Origin of the sequence: Methylobacterium oxalidis (genome assembly GCF_007992195.1) — a bacterium.
Taxonomy (GTDB): Bacteria; Pseudomonadota; Alphaproteobacteria; order Rhizobiales; family Beijerinckiaceae; genus Methylobacterium; species Methylobacterium oxalidis.
Genome location: NZ_BJZU01000001.1, coordinates 34,237 through 48,311, shown reverse-complemented (window position 1 = coordinate 48,311; position 14,075 = coordinate 34,237). Strand labels below are relative to the sequence as shown.

Here is a 14,075-nt window from a genome sequence, read left to right as displayed (position 1 = left end):
GGGGGGGGGGGGGGGGGCAAATGAAGAGCGCCGCCCCGCATGGCGGGACGGCGCTGGTTCGAATGGTTGAAGAGTAGGCGGTGTCAGGCGGCCTGCTTGGCCTTGTTGAGGAGCTTGCGGTTGATCAGCACCTCGGCGATTTGCACCGCGTTCAGCGCCGCACCCTTGCGCAGGTTGTCCGAGACGCACCAGAAGGCGAGGCCGTTCTCGACGGTCGCGTCCTCGCGGATGCGGGAGATGTAGGTCGCGTCCTCGCCCGCAGCCTCGTGGGGCGTGATGTAGCCGCCGGGCTCGCGCTTGTCGACGACGAGCACGCCCGGTGCCGCGCGCAGGATCTCAGTGGCCTGCTCGGGCGAGAGCGGGCGCTCGAACTCGACATTCACCGATTCCGAGTGCCCGATGAAGACCGGCACGCGCACGGCGGTGGCCGTGAGCTTGATCTTCGGGTCGAGCATCTTCTTGGTCTCGGCGACCATCTTCCACTCTTCCTTCGTGTAGCCGTCCTCCATGAACACGTCGATGTGGGGGATGACATTGAAGGCGATGCGCTTGGAGAACTTCTCGACCTTCACCTCGCCCGCCGTGAAGACGGAGCGGGTCTGGTTGAAGAGCTCGTCCATGGCGTCCTTGCCGGCGCCGGAGACGGACTGATAGGTCGAGACGACGACCCGCTTGATCGTGGCCGCCTCGTGCAGCGGCTTCAGGGCCACGACGAGCTGCGCCGTCGAGCAGTTCGGGTTGGCGATGATGTTCTTCTTGGTGAAGCCCGTGATCGCGTCGGCGTTCACCTCGGGCACGATCAGCGGCACGTCCGAGTCGTAGCGGAAGGCCGAGGAGTTATCGATCACGACGCAGCCCTGGCTGCCGATGCGGGGGCTCCACTCCTTCGAGGCTTCGCCGCCGGCCGACATCAGGCAGATGTCCGTGTCCGAGAAATCGTAGGTGTCGAGGGCTTTGACCTTCAGGATCTTGTCGCCGAACGAGACGTCCTGCCCCTGGCTCCGGCGCGAGGCCAGCGCCACGACCTCGTCGGCCGGGAAGGCGCGTTCGGCCAGGATGTCGAGCATCTCGCGGCCCACATTACCCGTGGCACCGACGACGGCGACCTTGTAACCCATCTCTCCAACTCCGCTTGGAACCTTGCAGACCCGCGGCCACGCGGCGCTCGCGCGACGGCCCCGGGTGCCTCTCCGCCGATCGGGCGGCCCGGCCGCGCACCTTCAGCGGCCGTAGAGGGCGCGACCGCGGCGCCTGCGCGCCGGAAACGGGCCTCGCGACCCCCTCTCGTCCGAGGTGGGTCCTCCGGCCGGCGAGAGCAAGACTCTCGGTTCGCGCGCCTGTCAAGGGCGCTCGCGCGACATCCGGCCCGCGCCCTGACCGAAAACGCTCGATTCACCGAGACCGCAGAAAGGCGCCGGCAACCGCGGCGCGGAAACCCCATGGCGAGCCAAGCAGTCGATCATCGCGCCCGGACGATCATCCGGAGCCCGCGCCAGCCGACCCGAGACGCCGATGACGAGACAACGCCACGAACCCCGATTCGATGACAGCGACGATGCCCCGCCGGAGGGCGACCTCCCGGCGCCGGCCCGGCCTCCGTTCGGACTCGGTCGCTTCGCGGTCCGCGCTGCCGCAGCCGCCGCGGTGATCACTGTGCTGAGCCTCTACGCCCGGGAGACGATCCGCACGAACCCGCCGGTGCCGCAGCGTGAGGCCGAGCAGCCGCTCGCGGTGGCCTTCGTGCCGGCGGCGGCGCTGCCAGTGCGTCCCGCGGTCCCGCTCTCGGAGTCGGGCCCCCGCCTGCGGCTCGACGCGGCGGAGGGAATCGAGGTCACGCGGGTCGAGCCGGCCCGCGTCAACGCGGCGACGTCCCAGCGCGAGGCAAGCCTCTCCCGCGGCGATTTCGACGCGATCGAGGAGGCGCACCTGCGCGTGACGCTGACGCAGGGCACGACGGCAGACCCCGCTCCGAGCCTGTTCGTCACCCTCGCGCGCCGCGCCGCGGACGGCCCCGGCCTCTCCGTGACCCGTACGGGCGAGCGCGGCCGGATGGCCTCCAAATTCGGTGCCGTCGAGACCCTGGAGACGGTGCTGGCGGGCCGGATGAGCCGCACCTGCACAGGCTTCGTCAGCTTGGAGGCGGCGCCCGCGCGCCTCGAGGGCTGGCTCTGCGCACCGCTCGGCCAGCCGCCGGAGCCGCGGGCGCTGGCCTGCGCCCTCGACGCGCTCGCCCTCGATGGCCACGCGGACCCGGCGACGGAGGCCGTGTTCCGAGAGGCAGATGTACGGCGCGATACCGGCTGCCGCGGCCCGAGCGAGGCCTCAGCGACAGGCGAGGCCTTGGCCGAGAAGTCAGGTCAGACTGGCTCCATCGCGGCGCTGCGCCGAACGCCAACGAAAAAATAAGGCGAAATCTGGGCAAAAACGTGCAAGCTGGGCCGTGGACTGGGAACTACGGCTCCGCTCGCACGTCTTCTCCACAGACAAGCCGAGGACCGGGAGACCCCTTCGCGGACAGTCCGGGCGCCTGCTCGGGACGCTTCGTGAGAGGCCCTTAACCCTTCGGTGCCAGGATCAGCCCGAATTTAACCAAGGTGCGTCATGCGCTCGTTCAAGATTGCCCTCATGGGAGCCCTCGCCGTTGCCGGCCTCGGCCTCAGCACTGCCGCGGATGCTCAGGGGCGCTACGCGCCGGCGGGCTACCGGGTCAGCCAGCCGCTCCCGATCCGCATCCGTCCCCGTAGCTGGCTGGATGCCGGTAACGTGGTCGAGCCGGGCAGCACCGCCGGCGGCCTCGGCAACCCGGCCACCAACCCGCAGCTCATCGCCGCCTCGAACCAGCTGAACCCGGTCTGGGGCCGCAACGACCGCTTCGGCGGCGGCATCCTGCCCGACCCGATCACCAACGGGCCGTTCATCGGAGCCCGTTCCTCCGCAATCCGCAACATCGACTTCTCGGCCGTCGACGCGATCGACCCAACCTCCTACGTCTCGCGCTACGGCAACCCGTACTGAGTCGGACGAGAGCCGAATAGCGAAAGGGCGCCCCGCGGGGCGCCCTTTCTCGTTCCGAGCCCTTTCGGGGAGGTCGGTGCCGCGGCCTCAGCGCGCCCGCGACCGCAGGGCGGCGATCACGGCCTCGCCCATTCCGGCGGTGCCGAGCACCTTGGCGCCGGCGCCCGCGATGTCCTTCGTGCGGGCGCCGCCGGCAAGCGCGGCGGTGATGGCGCCGTCGAGGAGATCCGCGGCCTCGCCGAGGCCGAACGAGTAGCGCAGGCACATGGCGAGCGAGCCGATCATGGCGAGCGGGTTGGCGATGTCCTGGCCGGCGATGTCGGGCGCGGAGCCGTGCACCGGCTCGTAGAGAGCCTTTCGGGTGCCGCGGGCATCGACCGCGCCGAGGGAGGCGGAGGGCAGCATGCCGAGCGAGCCCGTCAGCATGGCGGCGGCGTCCGACAGGATGTCGCCGAACAGGTTGTCGGTCACCAGCACGTCGAACTGCTTGGGCCGCCGTACGAGCTGCATGGCGCAATTGTCGGCGAGGATGTGCTCGAGCTGGACGTCGGTATAGTGCTCGGCGTGGACCTTCGTCACGACCTCCTTCCAGAGGACGCCGGACTTCATGACGTTGTGCTTCTCGGCCGAGGCGACGCGGCCCGAGCGCTTGCGCGCGAGGTCGAAGGCCACGTGGGCGATCCGCTCGATCTCGGCCGTGGTGTAGACCTGAGTGTCCACGGCCCGCTTCGAGCCGTCGGCCTGAACAGTGATTTCCTTCGGCTCGCCGAAGTAGACGCCGCCGGTGAGCTCGCGCACGATCATGATGTCGAGGCCCTCGACGAGCTCGCGCTTGAGGGCCGAGGCGTCGGCGAGCGCCGGGTAGCAGAGCGCCGGGCGCAGGTTCGCGAACAGGCCGAGATCCTTGCGCAGGCGCAGCAGTCCTGCCTCGGGACGGATGTCGTAGGCGACGCCGTTCCATTTCGGACCGCCGACAGCGCCGAGCAGGATCGCGTCGGCCGCGTCGGCCCGCGCCAGCGTCTCGTCGGCCAGCGGCTTGCCGTGGACGTCGATCGCCGCGCCGCCGACGAGGTCGGTCTCGGTCTCGAACGACGCGATGCCGAGCTCGCCGAGCGCGCCCACCACCCGCTCCACCTGAGCCATCACCTCGGGACCGATGCCGTCGCCGGGCAGGAGGAGAAGCTTGTAGGTCGTCATGGCGGAACTCGTCTGAAATGGGGGAACGCGCCGCGCGGCTCTATCGGCGCGGCCCGGTCCTTGGCAAGCGGGGATCGGTCCGGTCAGGCCTTGCGGGCGACGGTGAAGCGGGCGGCTTCGCGCAGGATCTCGGCTTTCGTGCCCCAGCGCGAGACGGCCTCCTCACAGACGCCGACGAGTCGGTCGCACTCCGCGCGGGCGCCGTCGAGACCGAGCCGGTCGACCAGGGTCGCCTTGCCGGCCTCCTTGTCCTTGCCGGTGGCCTTGCCCATTGCCTCGGGCGAGGCCTCGCGGTCGAGGATGTCGTCGGCGATCTGGAAGGCCTGACCGAGGGCGAGGCCGTAGCGAAGGAGAGCGGCCCGCTCGTCGGGACTCGCACCGCCGACGATGGCGCCGGCTTCGACCGAGAAGGCGAGGATCGCCCCAGTCTTCATGGCCTGGAGTTTCAGGGTGTCGTCGACGTCGACGGCGATCGGACCGAAGCGCCCTTCCGCGCCGAGGTCGAGGAGTTGGCCGCCGACCATGCCGCCGAGGCCCGAGGCCCGGGCGAGGCCGAGGACGAGGTCAGAGCGCACGCCCGCATCCGTCTGCCAGCGCGAGTCGGCGAGGATCTCGAATGCCAAGGTCTGGAGGGCGTCGCCGACGAGGATCGCGGTGGCCTCGTCGTAGGCTCGATGGACGGTGGGCTTGCCGCGGCGCAGGTCGTCGTTGTCCATGGCCGGCAGGTCATCATGGACGAGGGAGTAGCAGTGGACGAGCTCGATCGCCGAGCCCGCCGCCAGCGCCCCCGCGTCGGGGCCGCCCAGCATCCGCGCCGTCTCCACGGCGAGGAACGGGCGCAGGCGCTTGCCGCCGCCGAGCACCGCGTGGCGCATCGCCTCCATCAGCCGGGGCGGCCGCGCGATCTCGCCCGGCTGCACCTCGGGCCCGAGCCGGTCGGCGAGGAAGGCCTCGACCGCGTCGGCCACCGCGCCGAGCCTGTGGGAAAAAGCATCCTCCGGCGTGCCCGCCTTGACCGAAGCGTGGGAAGCTTGCGTTGAGGACGTCGAGGTGGTCATCGGGGTCGTCATCGAGACTCAGGCCTTGATCGGGAATGAAAGTGTCGCGGTGGGGAGGATCGATCGAACTCGCGGGCGAGAGGGCGCCGCGACCGGTCCCGGCGGACGGGACCTGCCGCTGGCCGGGCGCCCACGCAGCGGCGGCCGCGGGCGGGCGCGGCGCGTCGCCGGCCTGATCCTGCTCCTCCCCATTCTCGGCCTCGCCGTCATCGTTTTTCTCGCGCTCGTCTATAGCGCGCTGACGCCGCCCTCAACCCTGATGCTCGGGCGATGGTTGACGGGCCAGCCCGTTCAGCGCACCGCCGTGCCCCTCGACGCGATCTCGCCGCACCTCGTGCAGGCGGTGATCGCCTCGGAGGATCAGCGCTTCTGTGCCCATCGCGGCGTCGACTGGACGGCCCTTCGGGACGTGGTCGACGACGAGGAGGGCCCGAGCCGGGGCGCTTCCACCATCACGATGCAGACGGTGAAGAACGTGTTCCTCTGGCCGGGACGCTCCTACATCCGGAAGGGTTTGGAGATCCCGCTCGCGATGCTGGCCGACGCGCTCTGGGGCAAGCGCCGGGTCATGGAGATCTACCTGAACGTCGCCGAGTGGGGGGAGGGGGTCTTCGGCGCCCAGGCCGCCGCCCGGCACTGGTTCGGCAAGGATGCAAGGGCGCTCACGCGCGGCGAGGCGGCTTTGCTCGCCGCGACCCTGCCGAACCCGATCGCGCGCAGCGCCGGCAAGCCCTCGCGCGGCGTGCGCGCGGCCGCGGCGCGCATCCAGGGCCGCCTCGGGCAGGTCGAAGGGCTGATGAGCTGTCTGCGCGGGTGATCCCGTTCAGTCGAAGCGGACGCCGACCTCGTCACCCGAGCGCCGCAGGGTCTGGCAGGCCATCCGGATCTGCTGCGGCTCGATGACCAGCGTGAAGGCGCCCGGCACCTGCGCGGGGTCGGCCACGCTGAAGCGCGCGCCGACCTCGGAAATCGCCAGGATCAAGACCGGCAGGTCGGCGAGGCCGTCGACCTCGACTCTGCCCCTGCGGCGAAACCGGTTTCCGGCCAAGGTCATGTTCAGCGTGGACATCGTTCGATCTCGGGCCTCCGCAGACTGTCTTGCCCGAGGATCCTTGCTGGACCTTTACCTGAAACCTCGCTTCACAGGGTCTTGAATATCAGAACTGAACTTTACGACTATAAGTATACAGTAATAGAGTTCAGCAACTTCTGATGACGTTGAGGACTGCGTCCGCCACGTGCGACGGTGGCCGCCGGAGCGTTCGAGGTACCGCTCACCGCCGTCAGGTGCCGAGCTTCTTCTTCCGCTGGGCGAGGGTGCGCAGGCGCAGGGCATTGAGCTTGATGAAGCCCGCTGCGTCGCGATGGTCGTAGGCGACAGCGCCCTCCTCGAAGGTCACGAGATCCTGGTCGTAGAGCGAGTTCGGGCTGTCGCGGCCGATCACGTGGACGCCACCCTTGTAGAGCTTCAGGCGCACCGTGCCGGTGACCTGCTCCTGGCTCCGGTCGATCAGCGCCTGCAGCATCTCGCGCTCCGGCGAGAACCAGAACCCGTTGTAGATGAGCTCCGCGTAGCGCGGCATCAGCTCGTCCTTGAGGTGGGCCGCGCCGCGGTCGAGCGTGATCGACTCGATGGCGCGGTGGGCGGGCAGCAGGATGGTGCCGCCGGGCGTCTCGTACATGCCGCGGCTCTTCATGCCGACGAACCGGTTCTCGACGAGGTCGAGGCGGCCGATGCCGTTGGCGCGGCCGAACTCGTTCAGCTTGGCGAGCAGCGTGGCGGGCGACATCGCCTCCCCGTCGATCGAGACCGCGTCGCCCCGCTCGAAGCCGATCGTGATCACGGTGGGGGCGTCGGGGGCCTCCTCGGGCGAGAGGGTGCGCGAGTAGACGTAGTCCGGGACCTCCTCGGCAGGGTCCTCCAGCACCTTGCCCTCCGAGGAGGCGTGCAGGAGGTTGGCGTCCACCGAGAACGGGCTCTCGCCGCGCTTGTCCTTGGCAATCGGGATCTGGTGCTGCTCGGCGAAGGCGATCAGCGATTCGCGGGAGCGGAAGTCCCACTCGCGCCAGGGCGCGATCACCGTGACGTCGGGCTTCAGGGCGTAGTAGCCGAGCTCGAACCGGACCTGGTCGTTGCCCTTGCCGGTGGCGCCGTGGCAGACGGCGTCCGCCCCGACCCGCTCGGCGATCTCGATCTGCTTCTTGGCGATCAGCGGCCGCGCGATGGATGTGCCGAGGAGATAGACGCCCTCGTACTGGGCGTTCGCGCGGAACATCGGGAAGACGTAGTCCCGCACGAACTCCTCGCGCAGATCCTCGATGAAGATGTTCTCAGGCTTGATGCCGAGAAGCTCCGCCTTCCGCCGCGCCGGCTCCAGCTCCTCCCCCTGGCCGAGATCGGCGGTGAAGGTCACGACCTCGCACCCGTAGGTGGTCTGCAGCCATTTCAGGATGATCGAGGTGTCGAGCCCGCCGGAATAGGCGAGGACCACCTTGCTGACGGGCTTCTGGGACGACTGGGACATGGATCCGGCCTCGGTTCGCAGGGCGTGGCGGCGGCTTATCGTGGCGGGGCCGGCCCTGCAACCGGCGGGCCGTCTCGATCGTTCGCTCAGGCCCGCCCGCCTTATCGCGGACACGGGCCTGGGGGAGGTTTGAGCCCACACTCTCGCTCCGGAGATTCCCCGACATGGCGCGGCGGCCGACCCTCGAGTTCTGGTACGAGTTCGCCTCCACCTATTCCTACCTCGCCGCGATGCGGATCGAGGCGCTCGCCGAGGCCGCCGGCGTGGCGGTCCGGTGGCGGCCCTTCCTGCTCGGGCCGATCTTCGCGGCGCAGGGCTGGACCTCCTCGCCCTTCAACCTCTACCCGGCCAAGGGCCGCAACATGTGGCGCGACCTGGAGCGTGAGGCCGCCCGACTCGGCCTGCCACCGGTGCGTCGGCCGGACCCATTCCCGCAGAACAGCCTCGCGGCGACGCGGGTGGCCGTCGCCGGTGCCGATCAGGACTGGCTGATCCCCTTCAGCAAGGCGGTCTACGCCGCCGAGTTCGCGGAAGGCCGCTCGATCGCCGAGCCCGCCGCGGTTGTCGCGATCCTCGACGGGCTCGGCCTCGATGGCACCCTGACGCTGAAGGGGGCCTCCGCCGAGGCCAACAAGACACGGCTGCGCGTCGCCGGGGAGGAAGCGCGCTCACGCGGGATCTACGGCGCCCCAACTTTCCTCACGGACGACGGCGAACTGTTCTGGGGCAACGACCGCCTGGAGCAGGCGCTGGCCTGGGCAGCGGGCGAGCGACCGGGCGACCTGCGCTGAGGGCGCCGCGCGGGCTCGACTCGAGCCCGGCGTACCGCCTTAGGGCTTCGGCGCGGCTGCGGCCGCGGGCTTCTCGGCCGGCGCGGGAGCCCCGGCCGTCTCCTGGAGCTTGCGCGCCTCCTCGGCGCGGCGCGCCACCTCGGCCTGATACTTCTTCTGCTCCTCCTCGGTCATCGCCGGACCGTCGAGGGTGGGGCCGAGGCCGGCGAGCGGCACCATGAAGTTAAGCTCGCGCTGCGTCTGGTTCAGCACGGCGAGCTTCAGACTTGCGCCCTTCTTGAGCGCCGCGAGGGTGTCCGGGCCGATCGTCGCCTCCGAGAAGCAGCCGATCGGCAGGCAGGCGTTGAACTTGCCCGTGGTCGCCTGCTGCCCGTCGACGGTGAAGCGGATGCCGGGCTGAATCATGATGCCGAGCGGCACGAGGAAGCGCACCACGCGCGCCTCCTGCTTCGTCTGCCCGCTGCGCATCTCGTAGAGAGCGATCGCCATGAGGGGCTTGCCGCCCTCGGAGACGAAGTCGCGCGTCGTGCTGCAGAGATCGTTGCCGGCCTGATCCTTGTTGCAGACCTTGATCCAGCCGGGCTGGCCCGGCTCGGGCTTGACGTTGAGGACCTGTGGCGGCTGCTGGCCGGTCGGCCCGGGCATCGGCGCCATGATCGGGGGCGCGGTCAGCGGAGGCGGGGCGGGATTGCCCTGCTCGGCCCGAACCGGCCCCGCCGCGAGCGCAGCCGCGAGGGCCGCGCCGGAGAGCGCGAAGCGCGCGGCACCCCGGCGGCACGTCTGGATCTGGGCTGAGAACATCGGAACGGACCCTTCGGATTGACCGTGCAACCAGCCGTGCGCTCTGGAGCGGAACGAGGGCGAGCGGTTCGGGCGCGCCCCTCACGGCAGGTCGGCCTGCTTTCCCGCTGAATGAGGCGAAGACATGATGCGGCCGACACGCGGTGCGCCGCCGCTCATGGTGGCGCCCCGGGCGGATGCATCGCGGCCGGAAACCCGCTAATCAGCCTGCCCCGCTCTACGGGCAACCCGCGCTGTCCGGAACCGCACCCATGCCGATCGACCGCCGCCGATTCCTCGTCGCCTCCGCCAGCCTCGCCGTCATCATCGGCGGAACCGGCCGCGCCGCCGCGCAGAGCTACGGGCAATCCTACACCGCCACGAGCGACGAGGGCCGGGCGGTTGCCAACATGCGGCTGCCCGGCGAGATCACCGGCGAGATCCCGGCCCTGCGCGGCGTCACCTATGTTGGCCCCCGCGAGGCCGAGACGACGATCTACGAGTTCTTCGACTTCAACTGCCCCTATTGCCGGAAGGCGGGGGCCGACCTCGCCTCGCTCGCGTCGAGCGATCCCACCCTGAGGATCGGACTCGTGCACAACCCGATCCTGTCCGTGCAGTCGGCACAGGCGGCCAAGGTCGCCCTCGCCGTGCAGCGCAAGCTCGGATCGGCGGCGGCCTGGAACCTCTACGGGCAGCTCCTCGGCAGGCCCGGCCGGATCGACGGGCCGGGCGCTCTCGACGCGGCCACCGCCCTCGGCCTGCCGAAGCCGGAGGCAGAGGGCATCGCCGACAGCGAGGAGGTGCGCGCCGCCCTCAAGAGTCACATGAAGATGGCGGCCGATCTCGGGCTCTACGCGACGCCCTCCTACGTGCTCGGAAACACGGGCATCCTCGGCCACCCCGGCGCCCGCTCGCTCGCCCGGATGATCGCCTCTCTGCGGCGCTGCGACCGCATCGCCTGCTGAGACCCGCCGCCCGAGCGGAACACCCGGTGCCTCTGCCCACGCTCCCGATCGCGGAAACGTTAGCCGGATCGGGTCCGCCGGCAGGGGCGAGCGCTCGGCAGCCCGGACCGGACCTGCTACGCTGCCGGCGACGGGGGGAGAAGCCGGCTATGAGACGCATGCTCGCTGCGGTCGCCTGGGCGCTCGCGGCAGCGCACGGCGCTACGGCCGCCGAGGCGCTGAGCAAGGCCGGCATCTACCCGCCGCGCTTCGAGATCCACCCGATCCAGAGCCTCACCCTCACCGACGAGCAGTTCCTCTCCGGACAGGCGGACGGCGCCCGTGCCGTCACCGTCGCCGGCGTCCTGCGCATCGCCAAGGCGGGCAAGGACAGGCTTCCGACCGTCGTGCTGATGCACGGCTCCGGCGGCATTGGCGGGAACATCGCGTTCTGGGAGCGTGCTCTGAACGCGCGCGGCATCTCGACCTTCGCCATCGATGGGTTCACCGGCCGCGGCCTCACGGTGGTGAACACCAACCAAGCCCTGCTCTCCCGCACGAACCTGATCCTCGACATCTACCGGGCGCTCGGCGTGCTCGCCAACCATCCGCGCGTCGACCCTGCCCGCGTGGCCGTGATGGGGTTCTCGCGGGGAGGGCAGGCCGCCCTCTATGCCAGCCTCGCCCGGTTCGACCGCGCCTGGAATCGCTCCGGCCTGACGCCCGCCATCTACCTTCCCGTCTATCCCGACTGCTCGATCACCTTCCAGGCGGATACGGATCTCGTCGCCAGGCCCGTGCGCATCCTCGCGGCCGGCGCCGACGACTATAACCCCGCCGGGCCCTGCCTCGCCTATGCCGCTCGGCTCCGCGAGGCCGGGCTGGACGCCGCGATCACCGTCTTTCCGGGAGGCCAGCACGTCTTCGACAACCCGGTCGGTCCCCGCGAGCCGACCGTCTCGCCCGGCGCGCAGACGGTGCGCAACTGCTCCATCCGCGAGGAGCCGGAAGGTCGGCTCGTGAACGCGCGGACCGGCGAGCCCTTCTCCTACAGCGATCCCTGCGTCGAGACCGGCCCGCATATCGGCTCCGACGACGCCCTCCGCGAGGCGGCGCTCGCGGCGGTGGCCGAGGAGCTCAAGTCCGCCTTCCGGCCCTGATCCTGGTCGGGTCGCCCGCACGGCGCAGGCCACGCTCACCGGAGCACGCCCGGGACGCGGACCGGACGCCTCGGCACCCGCCCGCCGACGGTCGCCGCTGCGCCGAGGACGCGACGCCTGTCGAGATCGGCTGTTGAGAACGGGCGCTCGGCCGGCCGGCTCCGTGCCCAACCTTCGCCACCGTTCACCATCACGGAAACGGGCTGCGCGGAATGCCCCAACGCCGGTTCGCGGCGTCGGCCGCATCGCCTTGCGCGCTCCCATCTCCCATGCTAGGCGGTCGCCGCGTCGGCAAAGGGGCTTCTCGCGCCCCGCGTGTCCGGCACATTCCCAATACCCAGGGTCCAGTGCCGAGCGTCTCCAGGCAGGCGCGATCCGGCCGGAGCCGGGCAAGGATAAGAGAGAGCGGCGGGTGGCGCAGAACGGTTCCGAAGCGGGTCCCCTGGTTGCAGGCGTGGCGGGCCGCTACGCCTCCGCCCTGTTCGAGTTGGCCCGCGACGAGCGCCAGGTCGACGCCGTTGCGGCGGATCTCGACCGGTTCGACGGCCTCCTCAAGGAGAGCGCGGACCTCAACCGCCTCGTGAGGAGCCCGGTCTTCACCGGCGAGGAGCAGGCCGCCGCGATCGGCGCCGTCCTCGACAAGGCCGGAATCTCCGGGCTCGCCGGCAACTTCATCCGGCTCTCCGCCGCGAACCGGCGCCTGTTCGCCCTGCCCGACATGATCCGCGCCTTCCGCGCCCTGGTGCGCGAGTCGAAGGGCATCGTCCGCGCCGAGGTGCGGGTGGCCGAGAAGCCCTCCGACGCAGTGCTGGAGGAGATCAAGTCCTCGCTGCGCGACGTTGCCAAGTCCGACGTCGACATCGACCTGCACGTCGACCCGAGCCTGATCGGCGGCCTTGTGGTGAAGCTCGGCAGCCGCATGGTCGATGCCAGCCTGCGCACCAAGCTCAACGGAATTCGCCTTGCGATGCGGGAAGCCCGGTAGGCGTCGGACGCCGAACCCGCTCCCGTCCCTGACAACACACGATTGTAGTAAGAGGCCCGACGATGGACATCCGCGCCGCCGAGATCTCCGCGATCCTGAAAGAGCAGATCAAGAACTTCGGTGAAGAGGCCGAGGTCACCGAGGTCGGTCAGGTCCTGTCCGTCGGCGACGGCATCGCCCGCGCCTACGGCCTCGACAACGTCCAGGCCGGCGAGATGGTCGAGTTCGAGTCGGGCGTGCGCGGCATGGCGCTCAACCTCGAGCAGGACAACGTCGGCATCGTGATCTTCGGCTCCGACCGCGAGATCAAGGAAGGCCAGACGGTCAAGCGCACCGGCGCCATCGTGGACGTGCCTGTCGGCAAGGGCCTGCTCGGCCGCGTCGTGGACGGCCTCGGCAACCCGATCGACGGCAAGGGCCCGATCGTCGCCGAGGAGCGCCGCCGCGTCGACGTGAAGGCTCCGGGCATCATCCCGCGCAAGTCCGTGCACGAGCCGATGGCGACCGGCCTCAAGGCCATCGACGCCCTCATCCCGGTCGGCCGCGGCCAGCGCGAGCTGATCATCGGCGACCGCCAGACCGGCAAGACCGCGATCGCCCTCGACACGATCCTCAACCAGAAGCCCGCCCACCAGGGCACGGACGAGAAGGCCAAGCTCTACTGCGTCTACGTCGCGGTGGGCCAGAAGCGCTCCACCGTCGCCCAGTTCGTGAAGGTGCTCGAGGACCAGGGCGCGCTCGAGTACTCGATCGTCATCGCCGCGACCGCTTCGGACGCCGCGCCGATGCAGTTCATCGCGCCCTTCTCGGGCTGCGCCATGGGCGAGTACTTCCGCGACAACGGCATGCACGCCGTGATCGTGTACGACGACCTCTCCAAGCAGGCCGTCGCCTACCGCCAGATGTCGCTGCTGCTGCGCCGCCCGCCGGGCCGCGAGGCGTATCCGGGCGACGTGTTCTACCTTCACAGCCGCCTGCTGGAGCGCGCCGCCAAGATGGGCGACGCCGCGGGCGCCGGCTCGCTCACCGCGCTGCCGGTCATCGAGACGCAGGCCAACGACGTGTCGGCCTACATCCCGACGAACGTCATCTCGATCACCGACGGTCAGATCTTCCTCGAGACCGACCTGTTCTACCAGGGCGTGCGCCCGGCGGTGAACGTCGGACTCTCGGTGTCGCGCGTCGGCTCGGCCGCCCAGACCAAGGCGATGAAGAAGGTCGCCGGCAAGATCAAGGGCGAGCTCGCGCAGTACCGCGAGATGGCCGCCTTCGCGCAGTTCGGCTCGGATCTCGACGCCTCGACCCAGCAGCTCCTGAACCGCGGCTCGCGGCTCACCGAGCTCCTGAAGCAGCCGCAATTCTCGCCGCTGAAGATGGAGGAGCAGGTCGCGGTGATCTACGCCGGCGTCAACGGCTACCTCGACAAGCTTCCCGTCAACAAGGTGCGGGCCTTCGAGGACCAGCTCCTCTCGACCCTCCGCTCCAAGCACCAGGACCTGCTCACCGGCATCCGCGATTCGAAGGACCTCTCCGACGAGAACGCGGGCAAGCTGAAGAGCGTCGTCGAGGGCATCTCGAAGTCGTTCAGCTAAGACCGACGGATCGCCGAAGCCGGGC

Annotated in this window: 14 protein-coding genes; 8 read left to right on the top strand and 6 right to left on the bottom strand. The window is 70.1% G+C overall.

Translation table 11 applies throughout. From position 1 onward, the window contains the following. Positions 1 to 83: 83 nt before the first annotated feature. Complete coding sequence (locus tag MOX02_RS00220; RefSeq protein ID WP_147023685.1) at positions 84 to 1,118, bottom strand: aspartate-semialdehyde dehydrogenase; 1,035 nt, start codon at positions 1,116 to 1,118, stop codon at positions 84 to 86. A gap of 394 nt (positions 1,119 to 1,512) precedes the next feature. On the opposite strand from MOX02_RS00220, the gene MOX02_RS00215 reads away from it, so the two are divergent. Then, entirely contained in the window at positions 1,513 to 2,406 is an 894-nt protein-coding gene (locus tag MOX02_RS00215; protein ID WP_147023684.1) for a hypothetical protein, read from the top strand. Between the two features lie 195 nt (positions 2,407 to 2,601). Beyond that, a complete protein-coding gene (locus MOX02_RS00210) occupies positions 2,602 to 3,015 on the top strand; it encodes a hypothetical protein (RefSeq protein ID WP_147023683.1) in 414 nt (137 codons plus the stop codon). Between the two features lie 87 nt (positions 3,016 to 3,102). Here MOX02_RS00210 and leuB read toward each other — a convergent pair whose 3' ends face one another. Next, positions 3,103 to 4,212, bottom strand: a complete 1,110-nt coding sequence (leuB, locus tag MOX02_RS00205) for a 3-isopropylmalate dehydrogenase (protein WP_147023682.1) — start codon at positions 4,210 to 4,212, stop codon at positions 3,103 to 3,105. A gap of 83 nt (positions 4,213 to 4,295) precedes the next feature. Next, positions 4,296 to 5,282 (bottom strand): polyprenyl synthetase family protein, encoded by a 987-nt coding sequence (locus MOX02_RS00200; RefSeq protein ID WP_174804858.1) that lies wholly within the window; start codon positions 5,280 to 5,282, stop codon positions 4,296 to 4,298. Positions 5,283 to 5,382: 100 nt separating this feature from the next. Between MOX02_RS00200 and mtgA the strand changes: the two genes are divergently transcribed. Continuing rightward, positions 5,383 to 6,087, top strand: coding sequence for a monofunctional biosynthetic peptidoglycan transglycosylase (mtgA, locus tag MOX02_RS00195; RefSeq protein WP_238178765.1), 705 nt, complete (start codon positions 5,383 to 5,385; stop codon positions 6,085 to 6,087). Between the two features lie 6 nt (positions 6,088 to 6,093). On the opposite strand, the gene MOX02_RS00190 is transcribed toward mtgA, so the two are convergent. Together MOX02_RS00190 and MOX02_RS00185 are read right to left on the bottom strand one after the other, a co-directional pair. Further along, a complete protein-coding gene (locus MOX02_RS00190) occupies positions 6,094 to 6,339 on the bottom strand; it encodes a hypothetical protein (RefSeq protein ID WP_147023681.1) in 246 nt (81 codons plus the stop codon). Positions 6,340 to 6,553: 214 nt separating this feature from the next. Then, the gene (locus MOX02_RS00185; RefSeq protein ID WP_147023680.1) at positions 6,554 to 7,795 is read right to left on the bottom strand and encodes an argininosuccinate synthase; all 1,242 of its coding nucleotides are present in this window, start codon (positions 7,793 to 7,795) and stop codon (positions 6,554 to 6,556) included. Between the two features lie 164 nt (positions 7,796 to 7,959). On the opposite strand from MOX02_RS00185, the gene MOX02_RS00180 reads away from it, so the two are divergent. Beyond that, positions 7,960 to 8,586, top strand: a complete 627-nt coding sequence (locus tag MOX02_RS00180; protein ID WP_147023679.1) for a 2-hydroxychromene-2-carboxylate isomerase — start codon at positions 7,960 to 7,962, stop codon at positions 8,584 to 8,586. A gap of 39 nt (positions 8,587 to 8,625) precedes the next feature. Here the strand turns inward: MOX02_RS00180 and MOX02_RS00175 are convergent, their stop codons facing one another. Beyond that, positions 8,626 to 9,387: an invasion associated locus B family protein gene (locus tag MOX02_RS00175; protein WP_147023678.1), complete on the bottom strand. Its 762-nt coding sequence runs from the start codon at positions 9,385 to 9,387 to the stop codon at positions 8,626 to 8,628. A gap of 251 nt (positions 9,388 to 9,638) precedes the next feature. Here MOX02_RS00175 and MOX02_RS00170 point away from each other — a divergent pair, with 251 nt between their 5' ends. From MOX02_RS00170 to atpA, 4 genes are all read left to right on the top strand, one after another. Continuing rightward, the gene (locus MOX02_RS00170; protein ID WP_147023677.1) at positions 9,639 to 10,334 is read left to right on the top strand and encodes a DsbA family protein; all 696 of its coding nucleotides are present in this window, start codon (positions 9,639 to 9,641) and stop codon (positions 10,332 to 10,334) included. A 149-nt stretch (positions 10,335 to 10,483) separates the two neighbouring features. Further along, complete coding sequence (locus MOX02_RS00165; protein WP_147023676.1) at positions 10,484 to 11,473, top strand: dienelactone hydrolase family protein; 990 nt, start codon at positions 10,484 to 10,486, stop codon at positions 11,471 to 11,473. Between the two features lie 412 nt (positions 11,474 to 11,885). After that, entirely contained in the window at positions 11,886 to 12,458 is a 573-nt protein-coding gene (locus tag MOX02_RS00160; RefSeq protein WP_147023675.1) for a F0F1 ATP synthase subunit delta, read from the top strand. Between the two features lie 62 nt (positions 12,459 to 12,520). Next, a complete protein-coding gene (gene atpA / locus MOX02_RS00155; RefSeq protein ID WP_147023674.1) occupies positions 12,521 to 14,050 on the top strand; it encodes a F0F1 ATP synthase subunit alpha in 1,530 nt (509 codons plus the stop codon). The last annotated feature ends 25 nt before the right edge of the window (positions 14,051 to 14,075 follow it).

Excerpts from the sequence above, each read along its gene's own strand:
- MOX02_RS00220 (WP_147023685.1), bottom strand. The coding sequence starts at position 1,118 with ATGGGTTACAAGGTCGCCGTCGTCGGTGCCACGGGTAATGTGGGCCGC.
- MOX02_RS00215 (WP_147023684.1), top strand. The coding sequence starts at position 1,513 with ATGACGAGACAACGCCACGAACCCCGATTCGATGACAGCGACGATGCC.
- MOX02_RS00210 (WP_147023683.1), top strand. The coding sequence starts at position 2,602 with ATGCGCTCGTTCAAGATTGCCCTCATGGGAGCCCTCGCCGTTGCCGGC.
- leuB (WP_147023682.1), bottom strand. The coding sequence starts at position 4,212 with ATGACGACCTACAAGCTTCTCCTCCTGCCCGGCGACGGCATCGGTCCC.
- MOX02_RS00200 (WP_174804858.1), bottom strand. The coding sequence starts at position 5,282 with ATGACGACCCCGATGACCACCTCGACGTCCTCAACGCAAGCTTCCCAC.
- MOX02_RS00190 (WP_147023681.1), bottom strand. The coding sequence starts at position 6,339 with ATGTCCACGCTGAACATGACCTTGGCCGGAAACCGGTTTCGCCGCAGG.
- MOX02_RS00185 (WP_147023680.1), bottom strand. The coding sequence starts at position 7,795 with ATGTCCCAGTCGTCCCAGAAGCCCGTCAGCAAGGTGGTCCTCGCCTAT.
- MOX02_RS00180 (WP_147023679.1), top strand. The coding sequence starts at position 7,960 with ATGGCGCGGCGGCCGACCCTCGAGTTCTGGTACGAGTTCGCCTCCACC.
- MOX02_RS00175 (WP_147023678.1), bottom strand. The coding sequence starts at position 9,387 with ATGTTCTCAGCCCAGATCCAGACGTGCCGCCGGGGTGCCGCGCGCTTC.
- MOX02_RS00170 (WP_147023677.1), top strand. The coding sequence starts at position 9,639 with ATGCCGATCGACCGCCGCCGATTCCTCGTCGCCTCCGCCAGCCTCGCC.
- MOX02_RS00165 (WP_147023676.1), top strand. The coding sequence starts at position 10,484 with ATGAGACGCATGCTCGCTGCGGTCGCCTGGGCGCTCGCGGCAGCGCAC.
- atpA (WP_147023674.1), top strand. The coding sequence starts at position 12,521 with ATGGACATCCGCGCCGCCGAGATCTCCGCGATCCTGAAAGAGCAGATC.